Source organism: Paraburkholderia bannensis NBRC 103871, assembly GCF_000685015.1.
Lineage (GTDB): Bacteria > Pseudomonadota > Gammaproteobacteria > Burkholderiales > Burkholderiaceae > Paraburkholderia > Paraburkholderia bannensis.
The window spans coordinates 106694-130684 of the sequence record NZ_BAYA01000004.1; the positions used below are offsets into that span (position 1 = coordinate 106694).

General features: G+C 65.2%; 22 protein-coding genes. 6 read left to right on the forward strand and 16 right to left on the reverse strand.

Annotated features, from left to right (window positions below; all coding sequences use genetic code 11):
• Nucleotides 1-25: 25 nt before the first annotated feature.
• The 6 genes from BBA01S_RS06510 to BBA01S_RS06535 form a co-directional block, all read right to left on the reverse strand.
• Nucleotides 26-955, reverse strand: coding sequence for a glycosyltransferase family protein (locus tag BBA01S_RS06510; RefSeq protein ID WP_042296254.1), 930 nt, complete (start codon nucleotides 953-955; stop codon nucleotides 26-28).
• An 82-nt stretch (nucleotides 956-1037) separates the two neighbouring features.
• On the reverse strand, nucleotides 1038-1562 hold the full coding sequence (locus BBA01S_RS06515; protein WP_027815724.1) for an O-acetyl-ADP-ribose deacetylase: 525 nt from the start codon (nucleotides 1560-1562) through the stop codon (nucleotides 1038-1040).
• 73 nt (nucleotides 1563-1635) lie between these two features.
• Nucleotides 1636-2634 (reverse strand): NAD(P)H-dependent glycerol-3-phosphate dehydrogenase, encoded by a 999-nt coding sequence (locus BBA01S_RS06520; RefSeq protein ID WP_027815725.1) that lies wholly within the window; start codon nucleotides 2632-2634, stop codon nucleotides 1636-1638.
• A gap of 48 nt (nucleotides 2635-2682) precedes the next feature.
• Nucleotides 2683-3147 (reverse strand): protein-export chaperone SecB, encoded by a 465-nt coding sequence (secB, locus tag BBA01S_RS06525; protein WP_027815726.1) that lies wholly within the window; start codon nucleotides 3145-3147, stop codon nucleotides 2683-2685.
• Nucleotides 3148-3306: 159 nt separating this feature from the next.
• Entirely contained in the window at nucleotides 3307-3570 is a 264-nt protein-coding gene (gene grxC / locus BBA01S_RS06530) for a glutaredoxin 3 (protein WP_027815727.1), read from the reverse strand.
• Nucleotides 3567-3992 (reverse strand): rhodanese-like domain-containing protein, encoded by a 426-nt coding sequence (locus BBA01S_RS06535; protein ID WP_027815728.1) that lies wholly within the window; start codon nucleotides 3990-3992, stop codon nucleotides 3567-3569. Before BBA01S_RS06535 ends, grxC begins: the two co-directional genes overlap by 4 nt.
• A gap of 203 nt (nucleotides 3993-4195) precedes the next feature.
• On the opposite strand from BBA01S_RS06535, the gene gpmA reads away from it, so the two are divergent.
• From gpmA to BBA01S_RS06550, 3 genes are all read left to right on the forward strand, one after another.
• Nucleotides 4196-4945 carry a 2,3-diphosphoglycerate-dependent phosphoglycerate mutase gene (gpmA, locus tag BBA01S_RS06540; protein WP_027815729.1) on the forward strand — a complete coding sequence of 250 codons (750 nt, stop codon included), beginning with the start codon at nucleotides 4196-4198 and terminating at the stop codon, nucleotides 4943-4945.
• Nucleotides 4946-5359: 414 nt separating this feature from the next.
• Complete coding sequence (locus tag BBA01S_RS06545; protein WP_027815730.1) at nucleotides 5360-6937, forward strand: S41 family peptidase; 1578 nt, start codon at nucleotides 5360-5362, stop codon at nucleotides 6935-6937.
• A 179-nt stretch (nucleotides 6938-7116) separates the two neighbouring features.
• Nucleotides 7117-7872 carry a HesA/MoeB/ThiF family protein gene (locus BBA01S_RS06550; protein ID WP_027815731.1) on the forward strand — a complete coding sequence of 252 codons (756 nt, stop codon included), beginning with the start codon at nucleotides 7117-7119 and terminating at the stop codon, nucleotides 7870-7872.
• 78 nt (nucleotides 7873-7950) lie between these two features.
• Here BBA01S_RS06550 and ptsP read toward each other — a convergent pair whose 3' ends face one another.
• The 7 genes from ptsP to BBA01S_RS06585 all read right to left on the reverse strand — a co-directional run bounded on the left by ptsP (nucleotide 7951) and on the right by BBA01S_RS06585 (nucleotide 16080).
• Nucleotides 7951-9690 carry a phosphoenolpyruvate--protein phosphotransferase gene (ptsP, locus tag BBA01S_RS06555; RefSeq protein WP_027815732.1) on the reverse strand — a complete coding sequence of 580 codons (1740 nt, stop codon included), beginning with the start codon at nucleotides 9688-9690 and terminating at the stop codon, nucleotides 7951-7953.
• A gap of 280 nt (nucleotides 9691-9970) precedes the next feature.
• The gene (locus BBA01S_RS06560; protein ID WP_027815733.1) at nucleotides 9971-10240 is read right to left on the reverse strand and encodes an HPr family phosphocarrier protein; all 270 of its coding nucleotides are present in this window, start codon (nucleotides 10238-10240) and stop codon (nucleotides 9971-9973) included.
• A gap of 147 nt (nucleotides 10241-10387) precedes the next feature.
• Nucleotides 10388-10984, reverse strand: coding sequence for a PTS sugar transporter subunit IIA (locus BBA01S_RS40295; protein WP_084161898.1), 597 nt, complete (start codon nucleotides 10982-10984; stop codon nucleotides 10388-10390).
• A 433-nt stretch (nucleotides 10985-11417) separates the two neighbouring features.
• The gene (gene gshB, locus BBA01S_RS06570) at nucleotides 11418-12371 is read right to left on the reverse strand and encodes a glutathione synthase (RefSeq protein WP_027815734.1); all 954 of its coding nucleotides are present in this window, start codon (nucleotides 12369-12371) and stop codon (nucleotides 11418-11420) included.
• Nucleotides 12372-12479: 108 nt separating this feature from the next.
• Nucleotides 12480-13769 (reverse strand): glutamate--cysteine ligase, encoded by a 1290-nt coding sequence (gshA, locus tag BBA01S_RS06575; protein ID WP_027815735.1) that lies wholly within the window; start codon nucleotides 13767-13769, stop codon nucleotides 12480-12482.
• Nucleotides 13770-14217: 448 nt separating this feature from the next.
• Entirely contained in the window at nucleotides 14218-15705 is a 1488-nt protein-coding gene (locus BBA01S_RS06580) for an ammonium transporter (protein ID WP_027815736.1), read from the reverse strand.
• 36 nt (nucleotides 15706-15741) lie between these two features.
• Nucleotides 15742-16080 (reverse strand): P-II family nitrogen regulator, encoded by a 339-nt coding sequence (locus tag BBA01S_RS06585; protein ID WP_027815737.1) that lies wholly within the window; start codon nucleotides 16078-16080, stop codon nucleotides 15742-15744.
• Between the two features lie 592 nt (nucleotides 16081-16672).
• Between BBA01S_RS06585 and BBA01S_RS06590 the strand changes: the two genes are divergently transcribed.
• Nucleotides 16673-16942, forward strand: coding sequence for an accessory factor UbiK family protein (locus tag BBA01S_RS06590; protein ID WP_027815738.1), 270 nt, complete (start codon nucleotides 16673-16675; stop codon nucleotides 16940-16942).
• A 138-nt stretch (nucleotides 16943-17080) separates the two neighbouring features.
• Nucleotides 17081-18649: a YifB family Mg chelatase-like AAA ATPase gene (locus BBA01S_RS06595; RefSeq protein ID WP_027815739.1), complete on the forward strand. Its 1569-nt coding sequence runs from the start codon at nucleotides 17081-17083 to the stop codon at nucleotides 18647-18649.
• 492 nt (nucleotides 18650-19141) lie between these two features.
• On the opposite strand, the gene BBA01S_RS06600 is transcribed toward BBA01S_RS06595, so the two are convergent.
• Nucleotides 19142-19693 (reverse strand): hypothetical protein, encoded by a 552-nt coding sequence (locus BBA01S_RS06600; RefSeq protein WP_027815740.1) that lies wholly within the window; start codon nucleotides 19691-19693, stop codon nucleotides 19142-19144.
• A 196-nt stretch (nucleotides 19694-19889) separates the two neighbouring features.
• Here BBA01S_RS06600 and BBA01S_RS06605 point away from each other — a divergent pair, with 196 nt between their 5' ends.
• On the forward strand, nucleotides 19890-20429 hold the full coding sequence (locus BBA01S_RS06605) for a TlpA disulfide reductase family protein (protein WP_027815741.1): 540 nt from the start codon (nucleotides 19890-19892) through the stop codon (nucleotides 20427-20429).
• 79 nt (nucleotides 20430-20508) lie between these two features.
• Here BBA01S_RS06605 and BBA01S_RS06610 read toward each other — a convergent pair whose 3' ends face one another.
• Nucleotides 20509-21870 carry a sigma-54-dependent transcriptional regulator gene (locus BBA01S_RS06610; RefSeq protein ID WP_027815742.1) on the reverse strand — a complete coding sequence of 454 codons (1362 nt, stop codon included), beginning with the start codon at nucleotides 21868-21870 and terminating at the stop codon, nucleotides 20509-20511.
• A gap of 37 nt (nucleotides 21871-21907) precedes the next feature.
• Nucleotides 21908-23869, reverse strand: a complete 1962-nt coding sequence (locus tag BBA01S_RS40300) for a sensor histidine kinase (RefSeq protein ID WP_042296258.1) — start codon at nucleotides 23867-23869, stop codon at nucleotides 21908-21910.
• Between the last annotated feature and the right edge of the window lie 122 nt (nucleotides 23870-23991).

Sequence of the window (23991 nt, forward strand, 5' to 3'; positions counted from 1 at the left end):
AGCCGCGCAAGCTGCGCGGCTGAGCTCAAGCCTCGATTCGAGCGATCAGATTCGCCAGGGTCTTGCGCTCGCGCTCGCTGGAAAAGCGCTCCTTGAGCATGAAGAGCAGGTTGTCGCCGACCGTGGCCCCATGTGTCTCGATAGCGTGCACGCGCCGCTGCACCGCTGACGTGAACGCCATCACGTCGCCGCTTTCGATCGACTCGAAAACCGGCGCGTGCCAATACTCCTTGCCGCCCTGGCCCGTATAGCCGATGACGAAGTTGCCGCAGAACGCCGCCTCGACAGGCGGCACCGGCAAGCCCTCCAGCTCCGAAAACGCGAGAAAAATACGCGAGCGCGCCAGTGCGGCGGCGACTTCGACTTCACTCATGTTTTCGATCGGCTCGATCGACCATGCGGGCGGCAGGCAACGCCGCAGCAACGCGCTCACCAGCGCGCTCTGTTCCGGCATCTTGCGCGGCATATAGGTGATGAGCCGCTCCTTCCCGGCTGGCCGGAACACGGCATCGTCGACGCAATACGTCACCAGCACGATTTTGTCCGTGCAATCGGGAAACAGCTGGAGAACGCAACGCACGGCGTCTTCACTGATGCAGGCGATGCATTTCGCGCGTGCGTAACACGCGGCGAGATCGTCGGCATTCGTGCCGCGCGTCACGAGATAGCCGTTCTGCACGAAGATGCCGTATTCGATATTGAGTTCGATCAGCCGCGCCCAGAGATCGCCGACCAGGCTCTCGGGCAGCAACACAAAATCGTCCGGGCTGAAGCGGTTGTGCGCCCTGATGCGGGCAGCGTGGCGAAACCACTCCACGCGTCGACCTTCGCCCCAGCAATAGAAGACTTCCGCGCGGGCGCCCAGCGCATCGATCAGTTCGGCATGCCGATGAATGACTTTCACGCCGCCGACGGGAAAGTCCACGCCAGGGCAAAAGTAGACGATGTTTTTCATCGCCTCATTCTAGGCGGCGGCTCTGGAGGCCCGGCGGGGACTGCTTGACACGCGTCAACAAGTAACGCGTCACGCAGCAGGGTCAGTGCGCGGCGAGTTCGCGCTCGTAGCGCGCGAGCATCGCATCGTCGAAGCAGGCGAAGATCACGCGTTCGAGCGCAGGATAAGCGGGCAAGGCCGCGAAGACCGTTGCGAGCGCAACTTTCACGGCTTCGTCCGGCGGGAAGCGATACACGCCGCAACTGATTGCCGGAAACGCGATGCTCGTCACACCGGCTTCGCGCGCGACTTCCAGCGAGCGCCGGTAGCACGACGCCAGCAGGTGCGCCTCGTCGCGGCCACCGCCGTTCCAGACGGGGCCGACGGTGTGGATCACGTGTCTGGCGGGGAGTCGATAACCGGCGGTGATTTTGGCGTCGCCGGTCGGGCAGCCGTTGAGGGTGCGGCATTCGCGCAGCAGGTCGGGGCCCGCCGCGCGATGGATCGCACCATCCACGCCGCCGCCGCCGAGCAGCGACGTATTCGCGGCATTCACGATTGCATCGACGTGCAGCGTCGTGATGTCGACGACCTGCGCTTCGATGCGGCAGTTTCCAACGGTGAGCATGGCAAACCTCCATCCAGTCCGCGCCCATGCGACAGACGGCGCGGGTTGCACCGGAAACCGGTCGATCCGCCCCCTACTCTGCCTTCGCGTCGCGCCTCAGCAGCGCGCTCACCGCGTCGCGCGGCGCCACGCCTTCGAACAGCACGTCGCATACTGCTTCGGTGATCGGCATGTCGATCTGGTGCGCTCGCGCGATCGCCGCCACGGCGCGCGCACAGCGCACGCCTTCAGCCACGTGCCCCAACGCACCGAGGATATCGTCGAGCGTACGTCCGCTCGCAAGCTGCTTGCCCACCGTGCGATTGCGCGATAGATCGCCGGTAGCGGTCAGGATCAGGTCGCCCAGGCCCGTGAGACCCGTGAAGGTTTCAGCGCGTCCGCCGAGCGTCACGCCCAGCCGTGTCATTTCCGCGAGGCCGCGCGTGATGAGCGCGGCGCGCGCGTTCAGGCCCAGGCCCAGGCCGTCGGAAATACCCGTCGCGATCGCCAGCACGTTCTTCACCGCGCCGCCCACTTCCACGCCGACAACATCGTCGCCGGTGTAGATGCGCATGGCGCGATGATGGAACGCGGCCAGCGTGAGCTCGCGGCAATCGGCCGACGTGCTGGCCACCGTCAGCGCGACGGGCAGGCCTTCGCCCACTTCGCGCGCGAAGCTCGGGCCGGACAGCACGCCGTTGCTCGCATGATCGGGCAGCTCGGCGGCCACGACCTGATGCGGCATGAGTTGCGAATCGGCCTCGAAGCCCTTGCAGAGCCAGACGAAGTGCGCGGGCACGCGGCCCATGTCGCGCATCGTGCGCAGCGTGTCGCGCAAACCCGCGACAGGCGTGCCGAGGACGACCAGATCCGCCTCGCCCGAGGCATGCTCGAGCGCGGTGGCGAGATCGGTTTCGTACTTGAGGGTGTCAGGCAGCGAGACGCCCGCGAGATAGCGGGCGTTCTCGTGCGTCTTGCGCAGCGTGTCCACGAGCGCGCCATCGCGCGCCCACAACAGCGTGTCGTGCGCCTGGGCGAGATGCCCTGCCAGCGCGGTGCCCCACGCTCCGGCGCCGAGAACGGCGACTTTCATTCCAGTACTCCGCACCGGTTGTGAGGTTCAGCGATCAATCGCGTTCGATCAATGCGTGGCGTTGCTCGCGCCTTGCTGCTGCGCGAGCTGTTGCAGGCGTTGCTCGTAGAGCGCCTGGAAGTTGATTTCGGCCAGATGGATCGGGGGGAAGCCAGCACGCGTGATCGCGTCGGCGATGTTCGAGCGCAGGTACGGGAACAGGATCGTCGGGCAAGCGATGCCAACGAGCGGATCGACCTGTTCAGCCGGAATGTTGCGGATATCGAAAATGCCGGCTTGCTTGGCTTCGATCAGGAAAGCGACCTTTTCCTTGACCTTGGCGGTGACCGTGCCGGTCACGAGGATTTCGAACACCGATTCCGCGAGGCGCTCGGCCTTGACGTCGACTTCGACTTCCACGGAAGGCATGTCCTGCTCGAGGAAGATGGCCGGCGAGTTCGGCTGCTCCAGCGAAAGGTCCTTGAGGTAGATGCGCTGGATGTTGAAGAACGGCTGGTTATTCTCGTCAGACATGGTCTATGGCTTCCTGATTAAATGGAGTTGCAGTTGCGCAGGCGCAGCCGCAATGAGCAGCAATGACAGCAACAAACGACAGCAAGCCCGCGCGCGCCTGAAAGGCCCACGCGGGCAAAAAACCTGGCGGCGCGCATGAGCGCACCGCCCAGCCGGCTTTTACGCCGCTGCTTCGAGCAGCGGCATCAGGCCGCCGGCGCGGTCGAGCGCGGAAAGGTCATCGTAACCGCCCACGTGCGTCTCGCCGATGAAAACCTGCGGCACCGTGCGACGGCCGGTGCGCGTCATCATTTCCTCGCGCCGCGCCGGATCCCGGTCGATCAGCACTTTTTCGATATGTTCGACGCCGCGCGACTTTAAAAGACGTTCGGCCATCTGGCAATACGGGCACACCTGGGTGCTGTACATGACAACCTTGCTCACTTCGAACCTCCTTGTTTCACGACCGGCATGCCGGCCTGCTGCCAGGCGTTCACGCCGCCGTCCAGTACATGGACTTCAGCAAAACCGGCTTCTTTCACGAGGCTCGCGGCCTTGTGCGACTGCTGGCCCGTCTGGCAGACCAGCAACACCGGGTTGCTCTTGTTTTTGACGAACTGCGCGACCTTGCCCTGCAGCTCGCTCACCGGCAGGTGACGGGCAGCGGGCAGATGGCCCTTGGCGAATTCGTCGGCCGAACGCACGTCGATCACCACCGCGTTGCGACGGTTGATCATCTGCGTCGCCTCGGCGGCGGAAATTCCGCCCCGGCCACCGCGCTTGAGCGTCGGCCACAGCAGCAACCCTCCTGAGATGAGGACGATCGCGATGAGTACAAGGTTGATGTAATTGGTAAAGAACGTCACGGATGAGCCGCCGGGAAAAAGAGAAATCGAGGGAAATCCAGTTCAGACAATCCGCTCATTATAAAATAACCGTTTGTCGCAGGGTTGCCGCCCCCCAGCCCGGGTGTGCAGTCCGCTGGACCAGGCAGCGAACGCGCAGTAGCCGTATCACCGACGCTCCCCGTCCCCGATTACCGCTTCCCTCACTACCGACCGTCATCCACATGTACAAACTCGTACTTATCCGCCACGGCGAATCGACCTGGAACAAGGAAAACCGCTTCACCGGCTGGGTGGACGTCGACCTGACCGAACAGGGCAACCGCGAAGCCCAGCAGGCCGGCCAGCTGCTCAAGGCGTCCGGCTATGCGTTCGACATCGCCTACACCTCGGTGCTCAAGCGCGCGATCCGCACGCTCTGGCACGTCCAGGACCAGATGGATCAGATGTACCTGCCGGTCGTCCACTCGTGGCGACTGAACGAGCGCCATTACGGCGCGCTTTCGGGCCTGAACAAGGCGGAAACGGCGGCCAAATACGGCGATGAGCAGGTGCTGGTCTGGCGCCGCAGCTACGACACGCCGCCGCCCGCGCTCGATCCGTCGGACGACCGCACGGCCTACAACGACCCGCGCTACGCCAAGGTGCCGCGCGAAGAGCTGCCGCTCACGGAATGCCTGAAGGATACCGTCGCGCGCGTGCTGCCGCTGTGGAACGAATCGATCGCACCGGCCATCAAGGCGGGCAAGAACATCGTGATCGCCGCACACGGCAACTCGATCCGCGCGCTCGTGAAGTACCTCGACGGCATTTCGGACACCGACATCGTCGGCCTGAACATCCCGAACGGCGTGCCGCTCGTCTATGAACTGGACGAAAACCTCAAGCCGATCACGCACTACTACCTCGGCGACGCCGACGCCATCGCGAAGGCCCAGGCTGCCGTGGCGAACCAGGGCAAGAAGGCGGACTAAGCCGATCGGTCGCCTCCATCGGGTCAAGTCCATCTTTTCCTGTCACGCGTCAAAACCGTCCGGCTCTCGCATTCGCGCGGGCCGGACGCTCCTGTTTTACCCGCGGCACGGTGAGCGCTATGCATGTTTGCGCGTGCGCCTTGCACGCCTCATGCGCCCGCCGGTCTCTGCGCGTTCAGAGCGCGCCTCTCTGGCAGACTCGCCAGCCTCCCGTCACGTTATCGCCAGTCCCGCGCCCAGCAAGGCTTTGCGGCACGCGACTTGCGAACTGGCTCGCATTCCGACTGTCGAACCCGCAACGTTCGTCCCCGCATCGCGCCTTATACACAGGGCGGTCGAGTGTGCAGTTATACTTGTCCGTCGCTTTTCCATTAGACGCTGCCACGCGCCTTTCGACCGCACGCAACAACCTCTATGCGAAAGAACCTTAAAAATATCGGCCTGATCGCCGCTGGCCTCGCGACCGGCGTCTTTGCCACCCTGCAGATTTCCGCCTCGGCGCAACAGACCCAGCAGACTGTGATCGAGCCGCTGCCGCTCGACCAGCTCCGGCTCTTCGCCGAAGTGTTCGGCCAGATCAAGCATGAGTACGTCACGCCGGTCGACGACAAGAAACTCCTCACCGCCGCCATCAAGGGTATGGTGTCGAGCCTCGACCCGCACTCGTCGTATCTCGACAAGACCGACTATCAGGAGCTCCAGGAGCAGACCAAGGGCCGCTTCGCGGGCCTCGGCATCGAGATCTCCTCGGAAGACGGCCTGATCAAGGTCATCTCGCCCATCGAAGACACGCCCGCGTTCCGCGCCGGCATCCGTCCGGGCGACCTGATCACGCGCATCAACGACAAGCCCGTGCGCGGCATGACGCTCGACCAGGCGGTCAAGCAGATGCGCGGCGATCCGGGCACGAAGGTCACGCTGACGATCTTCCGCAAGACCGACGACCGCACCTTCCCGCTCACGATCACGCGCGCCATCATCAAGGTGCAGAGCGTGAAGTCGAAGATCCTCGCGCCGGGCTACGCGTACATCCGCATCACGAGCTTCCAGGAACGCACGACGCCTGACCTCGCAGCCAAGCTGCAGGACATCGCGCGCCAGGAGCCGAACCTCAAGGGCCTCATCCTCGACCTGCGGAACAACGGCGGCGGCCTGCTGCAGAGCGCGGTCGGCGTCGCGGGTGCGTTCCTGCCGGCGGACTCGGTGGTCGTCTCGACCAACGGCCAGATTCCGGACTCGAAGCAGGTCTATCGCGACAACTACGAGAACTACCGCCTGCCGTCGTTCGACGGCGATCCGCTCAAGGGCGAAGCGGCCGAGTTCAAGACCGTGCCGATGATCGTGCTGACCAACGCCTACTCGGCGTCGGCGTCGGAAATCGTCGCGGGCGCGCTGCAAGACCAGAAGCGTGCGCTCATCATCGGCAAGACGACGTTCGGCAAGGGTTCGGTGCAGACCGTGCGTCCGATGACGGCCGACACCGCACTGCGCCTGACCACGGCGTACTACTACACGCCGAGCGGCCGCTCGATCCAGAACAAGGGCATCCGTCCTGATGTCGCGGTCGACCAGTACGCCGACGGCGATCCGGACGACGCACTCGTCACGCGCGAAGTCGACTACTCGAACCACCTTGCGAACACGCAGGATCCGGACGAGAAGAAGGAACAGGATCAGCGCGAGCAGGAACGCATGGACATGCTGCGCCAGCTCGAAGAGCAGAACGACAAGAAGACGCCGGAACAGCGCCAGAAGGATCGCGAGCGCAAGCCGGTCGAGTTCGGCTCGACGGACGACTTCATGCTCCAGCAGGCGCTCAACAAGCTGCAGGGCAAGCCGGTGGCGGAATCGAAGTCGCCGATGGAGCGCCGCCTCGCGCAAGCGAAGCCGCCTGCATCCGCTTCGGCACCGATCGCCGTGAAGCCGTCGGCTTCGGCCGTGCCGGGTGCTTCGGCAGTGGCTCCGGCCTCGGCGCCCGCTCCGGCAAAGTAAGCTCGCCTGAGCAGTAGCCCCTCACCTTGCGGCCCTTCGCGCTCCATGCGCCAAGGGCCGCAAGTCCGTTTACACCGGCGCCAGTACAATAGGCGATCTGTAGCTTCGGCGCGCATGGCGAACCCCGGGTCTTCCGGCCCAGTCACGGCGCCCGCAGCGCCCGCACCGTGCGCATTGCGATGAACGACGACCAACTCCTCCGCTATTCCCGCCATATCCTCGTCGACGAAATCGGCATTGAGGCGCAGCAGCGCTTTCTCGACGCACACGCGCTCGTGATCGGCGCGGGCGGCCTTGGCTCGCCGGCTGCCATGTACCTGGCAGCCTCGGGCGTAGGCACGCTCACCCTCGTCGACAACGACACCGTCGATCTCACCAACCTCCAGCGGCAGATCATGCACGAGACGGCCTCGGTTGGCCGCGCGAAGGTCGAGTCGGGCCGCGACGCGATCGCGCGCCTGAATCCCGAGGTCAAGGTGAACGCCGTGCAGGCGCGCATCGACGACGCCTGGCTCGACGAACACGTGCCGCGCGCGAACGTCGTGCTCGACTGCACCGACAACTTCGCCACGCGCCACGCCATCAATCGCGCCTGCGTGAAGCATGGCGTGCCGCTCGTGTCGGGCGCGGCGCTGCGCTTCGACGGCCAGATCAGCACGTTCGATTTCCGCGACACCGCGTCGCCCTGCTACGCCTGCGTGTTCCCCGAAGATCAACCGTTCGAGGAAGTCGCGTGCTCGACCATGGGCGTGTTCGCGCCGACGGTCGGCATCATCGGCGCGATGCAGGCGGCGGAGGCGCTGCGCGTGGTCGGCGGCATCGGCACGCCGCTGGTCGGGCGGCTCATGATGCTGGACTCGCTGCGCATGGAATGGAACACGATGCGCATTGCGCGTCAGCCCGATTGCCCCGTGTGCGGCGAGCGGCACGCATAAAAAAAGCCCCGGCATGCCGGGGCTTTTTTACGTCATGAAGCGTCGATGGAGTGTCGATGAAGGGTCAATGAAGCGCGCTCAAGCCTGCGCGAGACGCCCCAGCGCCGCTTCCAGTTCCTCGGGCTCGTAAGCCGCGAGCACATCGGCGACCGGCTTTTCCAGCGCCTTCAGTTGCGAGCGCAGGATCTCCTGCTTCACCACCAGCAACTGGCTCGGGTGCATCGAGAACTCGGTGAGGCCCATGCCCAGCAGCAGGCGCGTGAGCTGCGGGTCTCCCGCCATCTCGCCGCACACCGACACCGGCACGCCCGCGCGCTTCGCCTCGCGCAACGTGTGCGAGATCAACTGCAGCACGGCCGGATGCAGCGGGTCGTACAGATCGGCCACGGCGTTGTCGGCGCGGTCGATCGCCAGCGTGTACTGGATCAGGTCGTTGGTGCCGATCGAGAGGAAGTCCAGCCGCCGCAGGAACATCGGCAAGGCCAGCGCCGCCGCCGGAATCTCGATCATCGCACCCACCTGCACGTTCGGATCGTAGGCGAGGCCCGCGTCGTCGAGCTGGCGCTTTGCCTCGCGGATCAGGTCGAGCGTCTGGTCGATCTGCTGCGCGTGCGCAAGCATCGGAATCAGGATCTTGACCGTGCCGAACGCCGACGCACGCAGGATCGCGCGCAACTGCGTGAGGAACATCTGCGGCTCGGACAGGCTCCAGCGGATCGCCCGCAGGCCGAGCGCCGGGTTCGCCGCGGTTTCGTAGCCGTCGCTTGCGCTCATCGCGTCGAGCGGCTTGTCGGCGCCCACGTCGATCGTGCGGATCGTCACGGGCAGCCCGTTCATGAGCTGGGCCGCGCGCTTGTAAGCCTCGAACTGCTCGTCCTCTTCCGGCAACTGATCCTTGTGGTTCATGAACAGGAACTCGGTGCGGAACAGGCCCACGCCGGTCGCCCCCGAGTCGAGCGCCGCCTGGGCGTCGTCGGGCAATTCGATGTTCGCGTAGAGCTGGATCTTCGCGCCGCACAGCGTCTGCGTGGGCGAGAACTTCAGGCGCTGGAGCTTGCGCCGCTCAAGCGCCATCTCGCTCTGGCGGTAGGTGTACTCCTCCAGCACGATGGGCGCGGGATCGACGATCACCACGCCATGATCGCCGTCGACGATGATGAGGTCGTCCTGGCGGATCAGCGCGCTGGCCTGCTGCACGCCCACGGCCGCCGGAATGCCCAGGCTGCGCGCGACGATTGCCGTGTGCGAGGTGCGCCCGCCCAGATCGGTGACGAAGCCCTGGAAGGTTTGGCCCTTGAACTGGAGCATGTCGGCGGGCGCGATGTCGTGCGCCACGACGATCATCTCGTCGCAACTGCCGTGCAGCGTCGGGGGCGACGCGCCCGCGAGCGCCTTGAGCACGCGCTCGACCACCTGCTCGATGTCGGCTTTGCGTTCGCGCAGGTATTCGTCCTCGACATCGTCGAAGTGACGCGAGAGGCGTTCGAGCTGTTCAGTGAGCGCCCATTCGACGTTGAAGCGGCGCGTACGGATGAGATCGATGGTCTCCTGCACGAGCATCACGTCGTTCAGGATCATGAGGTGAACGCCGATGAACGCGCCCATCTCGCTGGGTGCGTCGGCGGCAAGATCGGCGCGCAGCGTGTCGAGCTCCTGCTCGACGAGCTTGAGCGCAACCCGAAAGCGCTCGATTTCGTCTTCGATCTGCGCGAGTTCCACCAGATAGTGGTCGACGTCGAGCGCGGCCGGCGCGATCAGATACGCCCGCCCGATGGCGATACCGCGTGATACGGGAATTCCATGCAGCGTGAACGGCACGCGCACCTCCTCTGGTTATGTGATGCCGCGGCAAACCGCTGCAATGCGCTCTCTCTGACCCCGCCCATTATTATAAATTCCGTCGCGCTCCGATGTTCTGTACGACCCGCGGGTAAATGGCGAAAATCGTTGCCTGGCCGGCTTTCGCGAGGCTTCCGGCTCGCTTGCGTCTATTGAATTGCGCGTGCGATGCAGCAATGAAAACGCCGCGTCGAAACGCGGCGTCGGGTAAGACTGACATCGATGGCCGAATCAGGCGCGGCAGGCGCTCAATCCAGCTTCATTGACCTTCGCCGAACTTATCGGCGATCAGCTTGAGCAGCGCGCTCATGGCGTCGGTCTCGTCCGGGCCTTCCGTTTCGATCAGCACCGTGCTGCCGATGCCCGCCGCCAGCATCATCACGCCCATGATGCTCTTGGCGTTGATCCGGCGGCCATTGCGGCTCATCCAGATTTCCGACTGATAGTTGCCCGCCAGTTGCGTCAGCTTCGCCGACGCCCGCGCATGCAGGCCGAGTTTGTTCACGATGGTCGTTTCTTGTTGCAGCATAGGTCGATCCAGGCGCAGTGTGTTGAGGTAATGCTGTGGGATTGTGCGTCGCGCGCGCAATACGCGCGCGCTGCGCGTCCGGGCACACGCTGGGGCGTGCGCCGCGGGCTTGCTGTTCGAGATGGGCCCAAGCCGGGTCGATCCGGCTCAGGCCGTGCCAGCAGGTTTGAGCGCCATCGCCGGTGCTGCCGCTGCGGCGCTTGCGGCGGTGATGGTGGCTTGCGCGCGCTCCGACGCCCCGACCTTGGCCGCGCTGCTTGCAGCGGCAGCGCTGACGGCGGCCTTGGCGACGGCTTCCGAAGCCGCTTCGGCGCACGGCGTAGGCGCGCAGCCGCAATCGTTGGCAGGAGGCGGCGTGCTCGGGCCGATGGGCTGGACGCCCTTGCTCGCGCCCGCCAGCGCCTTTTCCACCAGCGTATCGAGCGGCGTTGCGCGGTAACAGACCGCGCGCACCAGCATCGGCAGGTTGACGCCCGCCAGCACGCGCACCTGAGGCACCGTGGCCAGACGCGCGGCGATGTTGGAAGGCGTAGCCCCGAACATGTCGGTGAGCACGAGTGCCCCGTTTTCCTCGCGCAGGCGCTCGATTTCGGCGTTCGCCTGGGCGACGACCACAGCGGGGTCGCTGTCGGGCAACACGTCCAGAGCGCCGATGCGCGCCGGACAGCCGCCGTAGATGTGGGCAATGCATTCGCGCAGCGCAGTAGCGAGCGGTGCGTGAGCGATGATCAGAATCCCTGCCATGTCAGCGTGACTACAAATAACGGCTTCGGTTGATGCCTAGGGCCGATCTCCGAAGATCGCGTCCGACAGCGCCGACCTGCGGCCAGCCGTGGGCCATCAGGGTCGGAACATGCGCCGGGTCTTGCGCTGCTGCGACGTCGATTCTGTCGCAGCGCAAAATCCGGGCGCGGGCTCGCGGCATTGTAGCAGGGTCATTTTCGTGTCGACCATGCGGTTTTGCTCGCGGTTTTCCCCCGCACTTGCCTTCCAGTTTCCTCTTACCGATGCGCAGGTTTTGTGCCTCGCAGCACGCAAGCGCGCATCCTTAGCCAGAAGATGCCGTCCCGGCGGCGGGATTCAAGCCGGTTCAAGCGCCCCGCCTCCGCGATTCGAGGGAATCCTCAATCGATTTATAGCCGTTTTTATGCAGGACGTCGCGTCGCTGCACTGCGGCTCACGCCGCCGCACGCTCCAGTGCGTCGATGAACATGGCCGCCACGTCGAAGCCGGTCTGCTCCATGATCTCGCGGAAGCACGTCGGGCTCGTCACGTTGACTTCGGTGAGCCAGTCGCCGATCGCATCGAGCCCCACGAGCAGCAGCCCGCGCTCGACCAGCTTCGGCCCCAGCGTCTTCGCGATTTCCAGGTCACGCGCCGTGAGCGGCTGCGCCACGCCCAGACCGCCCGCCGCCAGGTTGCCGCGCACCTCGTTGCCCTGCGGAATACGTGCGAGCGAATACGGCACCGGCTCGCCGCCGATCAGCAGGATGCGCTTGTCGCCCGCCTTGATTTCGGGGATGAACTTCTGCGCCATCACGCTGCGCGCGCCGTCGTGGCTCAGCATTTCGATGATCGAGCCGAGGTTCATGCCGTCGGCCTTCACGCGGAACACGCCCATGCCGCCCATGCCGTCGAGCGGCTTGAGGATCACGTCCTGATGTTCTTCGTGGAATTTGCGCAGGCGCGCGGCGTCGCGCGTCACGAGCGTCGGCGCGACAAACTGCGCAAATTCGCCGATGGCGAGCTTTTCCGAATGATCGCGGATCGCCTGCGGCTTGTTGAAGATCTTCGCGCCCGCGCGCTCGGCGATCTCCAGCAGCCAGGTCGACGTCACGTACTCCATATCGAACGGCGGGTCCTTGCGCATGATGACGGCGTCGAAACCGGTCAGCGCGCGCGAGTCCGGCGAGTCCTTGAACCAGGTCTCGCGATGCAGGTCGGAAGTGTCGCCGACGATCTCGAAGCGTCGCACATCGGCTTCGACGTGGCCGTTCACCCAGGCGAGGTGCTGCGGCTCGCACGCGTAGAGCGTGTGGCCGCGCTTCGCGGCCTCGGCCATCATCGCGTAGGTCGAATCCTTGTAGATCTTGAACCGCTCAAGCGGATCGGCGATGAAGAGAATGTCCATGTCGTCCCTGCAGCAAATTGGATGTTGTGCCGGAAATTTCCGGCCTTGATGACGGCTGCGCCCGCTCGGAGCGGGCGCAGCAGCGGTTGTTATCGCGTTGAACCGGTCTTAGACCTGGATCGCCTCGGGGTCGGTCTTTTCCAGCTCGACCGATGCCGCCAGCAGCCCCAGACGCGCCACCACGCCGTACATATAGAAGCGGTTCGGCGGCGCGGCGCCGGGCTTGGCGCGCGTATCGGGCAACGCCGTGTGCTCGAAACCGAGCGGCACGAAGTGCATGCCGGGCGCGTTAAGGTTCTGGTCGCGCTCGCGGCTGCCGTGCGCACGGTAGAAGCCGCCCACCACGTAGCGGTCGATCATGTAGACGACCGGCTCGGCGACTTCGTCGCCGATGTGCTCGAACGTGTACACGCCTTCCTGCACGATGACGTCGCGCACTTCCAGCCCGTCCTTCGTGGCCGACATCTTCGCACGTTCGCGCTTGGTCAGCGCGGCGACCTCGGATGCGTCGTGCACCGTCATCACGCCGCGACCGTCGGTGCCGGCGTCGGACTTGATGACCACATAGGGCTTTTCGGTGATGCCGTACTCGCGGTACTTCTTCGCGATCTTCTTGAGCACCGCATCGATCGACGTGGCCAGTTGCTCTTCGCCCGTGCGCGCCTCGAAATCGACGTTTTCCACGTGCGCGAAGTACGGGTTGATCATCCACGGATCGACGCCGACCATCTTGGCGAACTTCTTCGCCACGTCGTCATAACAGGAGAAGTGCGTCGACTTGCGGCGCACGGCCCAGGCGGCGTGCAGCGGCGGCAGCAGGTATTGCTCGTGCAGGTTCTCTAGCACCGACGGAATGCCGCCCGACAGATCGTTGTTCAGCAGGATCGAACACGGATCGAAGTTCTTCAGGCCGAGACGGCGCTGCGAGCGTTCGAGCGGTTCGAGCACGATCTTCTGGCCGTCGGCCAGCGAGATCGTGACCGGCCCGGCGATGTTCTCGTCGAAGGTGCCGAAACGCACGTTCAGCCCCGCCTGACGCATGATCGTTGCCAGGCGCGCGACGTTTTCCAGATAGAAGGCGTTGCGCGTGTGCTGCTCGGGGATCACGAGCAGGTTCTTGGCGTCCGGGCAGATCTTTTCGACCGCGGCCATGGCGGCCTGCACGGCGAGCGGCAGCACTTCCATCGGCAGGCAATGGAAGGCGCCGGGAAAGAGGTTGGTGTCGACCGGCGCGAGCTTGAAGCCCGCGTTGCGCAAGTCCACGGAAGCGTAGAAAGGCGGCGTGTGTTCCTGCCATTCGAGGCGGAACCAGCGCTCGATGGCCGGCGTCGCGTCGAGGATGCGCTGCTCCAGCTCAAGGAGCGGGCCGTTCAACGCCGTAACCAGATGCGGGACCATAAGGTATTACTCGCGGACAAAAGCTGATGAATTGTAGGAAAACCGGGAGCTTAACTGGGGACGATTGCGCCGGTTACAAGATGTTTCCCCTTACATTCCATAGGGTTACTTGCAGTTAGTCGCGAATTCGGCCGTCCGCCACCCCGTGATGGCCGGTACTGCCCCCGTTATCCACATCGAATATCCATTCTGAACCGCGCGCCCCGTCAGACGCAATGGCGCCGTACGAATCGAAGGGTCAACCGCAGGGAAAACGGCGGGTTCAACCGGGTAACGCGCAAGTCCGCGTTTTATTCCCCCCTTTTTTCGCCTTCGATGCCGCTGAGCAGAACCCGCGCCCAAAAAAGAAAGGGCCCGCCATGAAGGCGGGCCCAAGTCGCTGTGCTCCAGTACTGCTACTGCCCTACTGTGCTACGGCACTGCACTACCCCGTGCAATCTCTTGCGTTTTATTCGACGCGCTCGCCATGGAGGATCACGTCGAGACCTTCGCGTTCTTCTTCTTCCGTCACGCGCAGGCCCATCACCATGTCGATTACCTTCAGCAGGATGAAGCTCACCACGCCGCTGTAGATGAGGGTCGTGAGCACGCCCTTGACCTGGAGGATCACGTTGCCGTCGGCGCCGCCGATGTCATGCACCGCGAACACGCCCGTCAGGATGGCGCCGATGATGCCGCCGATGCCGTGCACGCCGAACGCGTCGAGCGAATCGTCATAGCCGAACTTGTGCTTGAGCCACGTTGCCGACCAGAAGCAGACCACGCCTGCCACCACGCCGATCACGATGGCGCCCATCACACCGACGAAACCCGAAGCCGGCGTCACAGCCACCAGGCCCGCGACAGCACCCGAAGCGATGCCGAGCACCGACGGCTTGCCCTTGGCGATCCACTCCGCGAACATCCAGCCGAGCGCCGCGCAAGCCGTGGCGATCTGCGTCGTGAGCATTGCGAAACCGGCACGGCCGTCAGCCGCGACTGCCGAACCCGCGTTGAAGCCGAACCAGCCCACCCACAGCATGGCCGCGCCGATCAGCGTGAGAACCAGGTTGTGCGGTGCCATGACTTCGCGGCCATAACCGACGCGCTTGCCGAGCACAAGGCAGCAAACCAGACCGGCGATACCGGCGTTGATGTGCACCACCGTGCCGCCTGCGAAGTCGAGGATGCCTGCGCTTGCCAGCCAGCCGGTCGGTTCCCAGACCATGTGGGCGATCGGCGAGTAGACGATGATCGACCAGAGCGACATGAACACCAGCATCGCCGAGAACTTCATGCGGTCAGCAAACGCACCGGTGATGAGCGCCGGCGTGATGATCGCGAACGTCATCTGATAGACGAAGTACACGCTTTCCGGAATCGTCGTGGCCAGGTGGCTCACAGTCAGCGTGGTCGCCTTGTCGCCCTTGATGTAGTTCATGCCTTCAAGGAAGACGCGCGAGAAGCCGCCGATGAACGGGCCGCCCGGCGTGAACGCGAGGCTGTAGCCGATCACCGTCCAGATCACCGTGACGACGCAGGTGATGGCGAAGCTCTGCATGAGCGTGGCGAGCACGTTCTTCTTGCGCACCATGCCGCCGTAGAAGAGCGCGAGGCCCGGGATCGTCATGAACAGCACGAGCGCGGTGGAAGTCAGCATCCAGGCAGTGTCGCCCGAGTTGATCTTCGACGAATCGACCGAGACCGGTGCGGTCGGTGCTGCTGCGGCAGCGGCTGCAGCAGCGGCCGATGCGTCAGCCGGCGCGCTGGCTGCGGCTGCCGGAGCCGAAGCGGCGGCTGCCGGTGCGGAAGCTGCGTCTGCAGCGGGCGCGGCAGGCGCGGAAGCAACGGCGGCCGATGCCGCTGCGGGAGCGGACGCATCGTCCGCCAGCGCGGCGCCGATGCCGCCAGCCAGCAGCGAGCCGGCCATCAGCAAGGACATCAAAAGTTTGCGCATCTGGGGTTCCTCTTGTCTCTTTCGTTGTCTGGTCGATTACAGAGCGTCGGCGCCGGTCTCGCCGGTGCGGATACGAATGACCTGTTCGATGGGGGTGACGAAAATCTTGCCGTCGCCGATCTTGCCGGTGCGGGCAGCGCGCTCGAGCGATTCGATCGCCTGGTCGACGATGTCGTCGGACACGGCCGCTTCGATCTTCACCTTCGGCAGGAAGTCGACGACGTATTCCGCACCGCGATACAGCTCGGTATGGCCCTTCTGACGGCCGAAGCCCTTCACTTCCGTGACTGTGATCCCCGAGACGCCGATGGCCGAAAGAGCCTCGCGCGCTTCATCGAGCTTGAACGGCTTGATGATTGCTGTAATCAGTTTCATGTAGTCCTCGCTGTGGTTGCTTTCATCCCGTATTCACTTCTGCAACGGGCGCCTGCGGTGCGGGTCTCGCCCCGCCGACGCACCGCGAGCCAGCCGTTGTTCGGTGCGCGGGGGGTTATTAGCAACACCCGTGCCAATTTGATCGAGCGCCGCTCTTTGCGGGATTGCGACGAAGTTCAATGCACGAAGTGCGCATCCCGTGGACAATGCCCGTCCGCACGCCGAAGTCCGCGCCGCGCGGGCCGCACAAGCCCCTGGCCGAACGGCCAGCGCAGGGCTTGAGCGGTGGCAACGCCAGTCGAGAGTTGCTAGAGTGTTCTCAAGGATCAGGCCCGGCAGGATCGCTTCAGATGCACGCGGATAAGCGTGAGAACGAGGCGCGGCGGGCCGCGAAGGACGCACGCAACGCCAGCCCGCGCGCGCAGAATGCGGGTCATGTCGGGCACGCGGCTCGCGCTTGCGCGCCGCGCACCAGATATGCACACGGGCATTGAGGGCTTCGCGGGTCTCGCACCAAGATCGATCACGACGCGGCGCGAGGCACAGTCGAAACGAAATCTGCACATTTTTTGTGCAGCGAAGGGGAAACCGAATGAAACAACCGAACGACGTATTCAACGACCTACAGTCGAAGGTCAGCGAACTCTTGCAGAATTCGCCGGCGCGCGATGTCGAGCGCAATGTGCGCGCCATGCTCTCGCAAGGCTTTTCGAAGCTTGAACTGGTGACGCGCGAGGAATTCGACGCACAGACCCAGGTGCTGGTGCGCACGCGTCAGCGTCTGGAAGAACTGGAGCGCCGCGTCGCCGAACTCGAACAGAAATTGCCGGTCAGCGCCAGCTCGACTGGACAGTCCTCCTGATCAATTTCACCTTCATCAAGGCAAGCGAGCCGTAACGGTTTAGCAATGGAACCGTAAAGGGGCACGCGCTTCACCAGCCTGGCGCATGCGAATCGAGCGGATACACCGCCGCGCGTGCGCCGCCTTTCGGAGATTTCCATGTCGCTTGCCGTGGTGAAAAGCCGCGCGCCGGCTGCTGGCCGCGCGCCCGAAGTGAGCGTCGAAGTTCACCTCGCCAACGGGCTGCCGTCGTTTTCCATCGTCGGCCTGCCCGACCTCGAAGTCCGCGAAAGCCGCGAGCGCGTACGCGCCGCGCTTTCGAACTGCGGCTTCGATTTCCCCGTCAGACGCATCACCGTCAACCTCGCTCCGGCTGACTTGCCCAAGGAGTCGGGGCGCTTCGACCTGCCTATTGCGTTAGGCATTCTTGCGGCAAGTGGACAGATTCCCGCCGCCGCCCTCACCCGCGCGCGCGAATTCGCAGGTGAACTGTCGCTGACTGGCGCGGTACGACCGATGCGCGGCGCGTTCGCGATGGCTTGCGGCACGGCGCGCGCGCATGCCGCCGATGATCCCGGCGACATCGATGGCGCTGCGTCGACGCCTTCGCCCGAACTCTATCTTCCCGCCGACAACGCCCCCGAAGCCGCCCTCGTACCCGGCGTGGACGTCTACGCCGTCACCGACCTGCGCGCGCTCTGCGGCCATCTCGCGGGCGCCGGAGATGCACGGCTCGCGCCCGTGCGCGCGCCGCTGCTCGACGCGGCGCGCACCACGCCTTTGCCCGATATGGCCGACGTGATTGGCCAGCGCGGCGCGCGACGGGCACTCGAAGTTGCGGCGGCGGGCGGCCATCATCTGCTGATGGTCGGGCCGCCGGGCGCAGGCAAGTCGATGCTCGCGGCGCGACTGCCTGGCCTGCTGCCGCCGATGAACGACGAAGAGGCGCTCGCCAGCGCGGCGCTGCTGTCGGCCAGTGCAATCGGCTTTTCGCCGCAGCAGTGGCGCCGTCGGCCGTTTCGCGCGCCGCATCATTCGTCGAGCGCAGCAGCACTGATCGGCGGACGCAATCCGCCCCAGCCCGGCGAGATCACGCTCGCGCATCTGGGCGTGTTATTTCTCGACGAGCTTCCTGAGTTCGACCGGCACGTGCTGGAGACGCTGCGCGAGCCGCTGGAAGCCGGTTCGATCACCATTTCGCGCGCCGCCTGGCAGACCGACTTCCCCGCCGCCTGCCAGCTCGTCGCCGCCATGAACCCGTGCCCGTGTGGATGGCGCGGCGATCCGTCGGGACGCTGCCGCTGCACGCCCGAAGGCGCGGCGCGCTATCGGCGCAAGCTCTCCGGGCCGCTACTCGACCGCATCGACATCCAGATCGAGTTGCCCGCTTTGCCGCCTGCCGAACTGGCCTCGCGCGCCACCGCGCCCGGCGAGCGGAGCGACGCGATCGCGGCGCGCGTGGCAGCGGCGCGCGAGCGCCAGCTTGCTCGCCAGGGCAAAACCAACCGCGAGCTGAGCGGCCGGGAAACCGATGAAGTCTGTCGCCCGGACAGCGCAGGCGAGGCGTTGTTGCGCGAAGCAGGCGAGCGCTTCGGCTGGTCGGCGCGCGCTTACTATCGCGCGCTCAAGGTCGCGCGTACGGTCGCGGATCTCGCCGGTGCCGCCATGCCCGACGCCGCCCATGTGGCGGAAGCTGTGCAGTACCGGCGGGCGTTCAGCGATCAGTAGTGCGGATCAACCGGGCTGTGGGTTCACCCATCGGCATGGCTCGTCGCGCGTCACTTCAGCGCAACTGGCTCGGCCTCGACACGCCCGCTTCATGCGCCCAGACAACCGAAACCCCGCCCTCACCGCAACTTATCCAATCCGTCAGAAGGATCAAAAAATCGAAGTCAAGACTTGACTTATGCACACTTTGTTGCGTTGGCAGCCTTTCGAGATGCGATTCGCATTTCGCGCCGATTCAAAACGCAAGTCATTGATTTTTATAGATTTCAAAAAACGACGAGCTGCCGTCAAAACTAACAAAAAGCCCACAGCAAGGCCTTTTGCGGGCGGCGGCGCCGTTTTACCCACAAAGTTATCCACAGAACCTGTGGGTAACCAGTAAACCCTCAATCAAATCCAGCAGATAGCTCGTAAACCCAGGAGAGCACTTTCACTTCGGCGCGCAAACGGCGGCGCAATCGGGTGAGCCAATACGCGGTCGCTCGGGTCTCCTCAATACAGCTTGAACGATTGGAAGAACTGATCGACTTGCTCGACGGCGGGCTGCTCGCGCCCCACGATCGCCAGCTGGTAAGCGTGCGCTCCCTTCGCGACCAGGCGCGCGTGGATCGTGCGCATCTCGTCCTTGGCGCCCGCCTTGCCGGTGAGTTCCATATCGAGCCCCGGCACGCTGCCGCCGGCCACCAAGGGCACGGCCACGGTACGCGCGTCAGGCGCGTCGCCGACATTGCGCGCCAGGCCGTCGCGCAGGAACGCGAGCGCCTTCTGCTGCGTGGCCGGTTGCGCGTCGGGCAGATCGAGCGTGCCGATCACGAAGACCGCGCCCCCTACTTCGGCGGTCTGCATGTGCATCTGCATGGGCGTGCCGTTCACGTCGATGCTGCGCGCGTCCGAACCGGGCTTGGCGGGAAGATCCACGCTGTAGCCGTTCGTGTTGTTCGAAATCGTGCGCCAGTCATAAGTGGGCGAGCAGGCGATCAATGCGCTGGAAAACACCGCAAGCAGTGCGCTCGCGGCCAGCGAGCGAAGGGCGTTGGTGGACATGTGATTTGTAATTGGGGCGCAATAGTAGTCGGGCAGGATGGCGCCGGACATTATCCTGCGCCTGCGCCCGCGCGTGCCGCCGCAACCGCTATGCCGGGAAATTCGGCGCTACAATGTTCGCCCGAGCCATTGCGAGATAGACTGGCTCCGCCAGATCAGCAACGTTGCGCGCCCGTCGGCGCCTGAGGCTTCACCCATGTCAGCATCCCCGAATTCCCCGCAATCGTCGAAAGCGCGCTCCGGCGCGATCCGCAACATCGCCGCGGCGATCGTTGTCGTCGCCATCGCCGTCGCGGGCTACTTTGCTTTCTTCGGCAGCCAGCAGCGCGTGCCCGACGCCACCTTCACGCTGCTGTCGGGCCAGAAGGTCTCGACCGCCGACCTCAAAGGCAAGGTCTACCTGATCAACTTCTGGGCGACCAGCTGCGCGACCTGCATGCAGGAAATGCCGCAAATGGTTCAGACCTATAACCGCTTCAAGGGCGACGGCCTGGAGTTCGTCGCCGTGGCGATGAACTACGACGCGCCGATGTACGTCGCCAACTATGCGCAGACGCGTCAGTTGCCCTTCAAGGTGGCGATGGACGACGGTTCGGCGGCCAAACAGTTCGGCAACGTCCAGCTCACGCCGACGACCTTCGTGGTCGACCGCAACGGCAAGATCCTCAAGCGCTATGTGGGCGAGCCGCAGTTCGCGGAACTCGATCAGCTGCTGAAGAAGGCGCTGGCGACCTGAAGCGGCGCTGATCCACCCCGGACGCAATGCAAAACGGCAGCGATTTCGCTGCCGTTTTTCTTTTGCGCGACGCGCGCGCTCAACCGCGCGTCTCGCTCTCCTGGCGTGCGACCAGCCCGTAGCGCCGGATCTTCTCGTAGAGCGTGGCCTTCGCCATCTGCAGGCGCTCGGCGGCCTGGGCGACCGCGCCATGCGTCTGCTGCAAGGCATCGGCGATCAGCGCGCGCTCGTACTGCTCGACGCGCTCCTTGAGCGGCAGCGCATCGTCGACACCCGCCTGCGACGGCGGCGCAACATCGTCGGGAATCCCAAGCACATAGCGATCCGCGGCATTGCGCAGCTCGCGCACGTTGCCCGGCCAGTCGCGCTGCGCAAGACGCATGCGGTCGCGCTCGGTCAACAGCGGCGCGGGCCGCTGGTAGCGCACCGCCGCATCCAGCAGGAAATGCTCGAACAGCGGCACGATATCTTCGCGGCGCTCGCCGAGCGGCGGCAAGCCGATCGTCACCACGTTCAGCCGGTACAGCAGGTCGCGCCGGAACGTTCCCGCCGCCACATGCTCGTTCATGTCGCCCTTGGCTGCCGCGACCACGCGCAGGTCGACGCGCACCGGCTGGTTCGAGCCGAGCCGCTCCAGCACGCCGTCCTGCAACACGCGCAACAGCTTGACCTGTAGCGCGAGCGGCATGCTCTCGATTTCGTCGAGAAAGAGCGTGCCGCCCGCCGCATGCTCCAGCTTGCCGATCCGGCGCTTGGCCGCGCCCGTGAACGCGCCCTGCTCGTAGCCGAACATCTCCGACTCGAACATCGGCTCCGGCAGCGCGCCGCAATTCACGGCGACGAAGGGCTTGTCGCGGCGCGGCGACAGCTCGTGCAGGCTGCGCGCGATCAGCTCCTTGCCCGCGCCGGTATCGCCGTTGATGAGGACAGAGGCGTCTGTGGGCGCGACATTCGCGATCAGCCGGCGCACCTGCTCGATCGCCGGACTCTTGCCGATGATGCGTGGCGCGAGCGTGTTTTGCCCCGCCAGCTCGCGACGCAGCGCGAGGTTTTCGAGCATCAGCGTGCGGCGCTCCAGCGCGCGGCGCACGGTTTCGATCAGGCGCTCCGAAGCAAACGGCTTTTCGATGAAGTCGTAAGCGCCGTCGCGCATCGCCTGCACGGCCATCGAGATATCGCCGTGACCGGTGACGAGGATCACGGGGACATCGGGCGCGCGCTCGTGACACTGCGCGAGCAGGTCAAGCCCGCTCATGCCAGGCAAGCGGATATCGCTCACCACGATGCCTGGAAAGCCCGCATCGACGAGCGGCAGCGCGGCCTCGGCGGTCGCAAATCCCGCAGTGTCGAAGCCTGCGAGCTGCAGGCTCTGCACCCCGGCGCGGCGCACCAGTTCGTCGTCCTCGATATAGAGCACCCGGCCGGGCGTTGAACTGACCATGTTGGTTCGTCTTCCTTGTTCTGATTCCGATGCAGCCTCAATGCTGCGCGCGCGGCTTATCCAGCGTGCCCGACGTGCCTGCCGCAACATCCGCCGCCGCATTCACGCGCGAGCGCCGCAGCGTCAGCACGAACACCGCGCCGCCACCATCGGCATTGTGCGCCGTGAGCGCGCCGCCGCAGTCGCGCGCAATCGACGACGAGATCGCCAGCCCCAGCCCCAGGCCCTGCCCCATCTCCTTCGTCGTGAAGAACGGCTCGAACAGACGCGGCATGACATCGGCGGGAATGCCCGATCCATTGTCGCGCACCGAGATTTCGAGCGTCGCCGGCAGCGCGCGCACGTCGATAGCGATGCGCGGATCAGGCAGCCCCGCCACCACGTCGAGCGCATTGCCGATCAGGTTGATGAGCACCTGTTCGAGCCGCAGATCGTCGCATTGCGCGACCAGTTCGGGATACTCGCCGTCGCGCTCCAGCGTCACGCTCGCGGCGTCGCCGTCGGTGAGCGTCAGTTCGACCTGCACGCCTTCGAGCCGCTTGCCGAGCAACGCCAGCGCATTACGCACGGCGCGCGCCACCGGCGAGCGCTGGCCGCGCGGCTTCGCGCGCCCGACGAACAGCTTGAGCTGGTTGACGATCTTGCCCATGCGCTCGGTGAGCGAGCCGATCGCCTCCAGGTTCTCGTGCGCCGCGTCGTACTGGCCGCGCTCCAGAAATACGCGCGTATTGTCCGAGAAGCTGCGCAGCGCCGCGAGCGGCTGGTTCAGCTCGTGCGTGATGCCCGCCGCCATCTGCCCGAGCGCGGCCAGCTTGCTCGCCTGGATCAGCTCGTCCTGGGTGGCGCGCAGTTCCTGTTCGGTGCGGGTGCGTTCGGCGACTTCGAGTTGCAGGCGCTCGTTGGCCTGCGAAAGATCGGCGGTGCGCTCGGCCACGCGGTCGTTGAGCATCGCGTAGGCCTTTTGCAGCATCGCGCGGCTCTTCACCACCTCGCGCACGCGCGCGCGGCGCATGCGCCAGTAGAACGCCAGCAGGCACAGCGACACGTAGCCGAAGCCCGTCATGATGGTCGCGTTGCGCGTGGCGTCGAGCACGGGCGCCACCGGCGACATCGTCACCAGATGCCAGTCGGGTTCGCCGAGCGCGCGGCGCGTCTCCAGATAGCGCGGCGCGCGCAGGCCGCTGCCGATGCGCACGATATCGGCGTCGCCTTCCAGCACGCGCTCGACGCTCGCGGGCAGCGGCGGGATGTCCTGGCGCGCGTACTGGCGCGTGCGGTCGATCGACGCGACGATGTCGGTCGGCAGCGGGCGCACCGTGCGGTACTTCCAGGCGGGCACCGACGACAGAAAGATCACGCCGTGATCGTCGGTGACGAGCAGCGGCTCGGAAGCGTCCGAGCCGGGAAACCATTCGAGATTGAGCTTCACCACCGCCACGCCGACGATCTGGCCATTGCGCCGCACCGGCTGCGAGATGTAATAGCCCGGATCGCGCGAGATCGTGCCGATGCCGAAAAAGCGCCCCACGTCGCCCTTCGACGCTTCGATGAAGTACGGCCGGAAGCGGTATTCGACGCCCACGAAACTGTCCGTGCCGCGCCAGTTGCTGGCAGCGATGCAGATGCCGTCGGCGCGGATGATGTAGGTCGTCGTCGCGCGCGCGTGGCGGTTCACGTCTTCGAGATAGCGGTTCGCGGCCGCGACGCGCTCGGGATTGGGATCGGCGAGCACATCCTGCACGAGCGGGTGCGCGCCCACCAGATAGGGCAGCGATTCGTAGCGCTCCAGCGTGCTCTTGAGCGCCGCCGTCGTGCGGTCGCCGCGCACGGCGGCGTTCTGGCGCAGCGCGTCGATGCCGGTCTGCCAGGCGAGCGTCCACGCGAGCGCGCACACGAGTGCGAGCCCGATGGCGAGCGCAAACAGCAGGACGAGACGGCGCGTCACGGAGGAAGCTTCCGGATGATCGAGCGGGAATGGGTGGGATTGTGGCACACGCATACCGCGCGAGGCGGCCGAAACGTGGAAGGCGGGGAGCGCCAGGGGAAGACGGGAGAGATAGTGGGCGGCGCATCGCAGGGGAACAACGCACCGCCCAACGGCTTGCGCCGCTTACTGCCTGT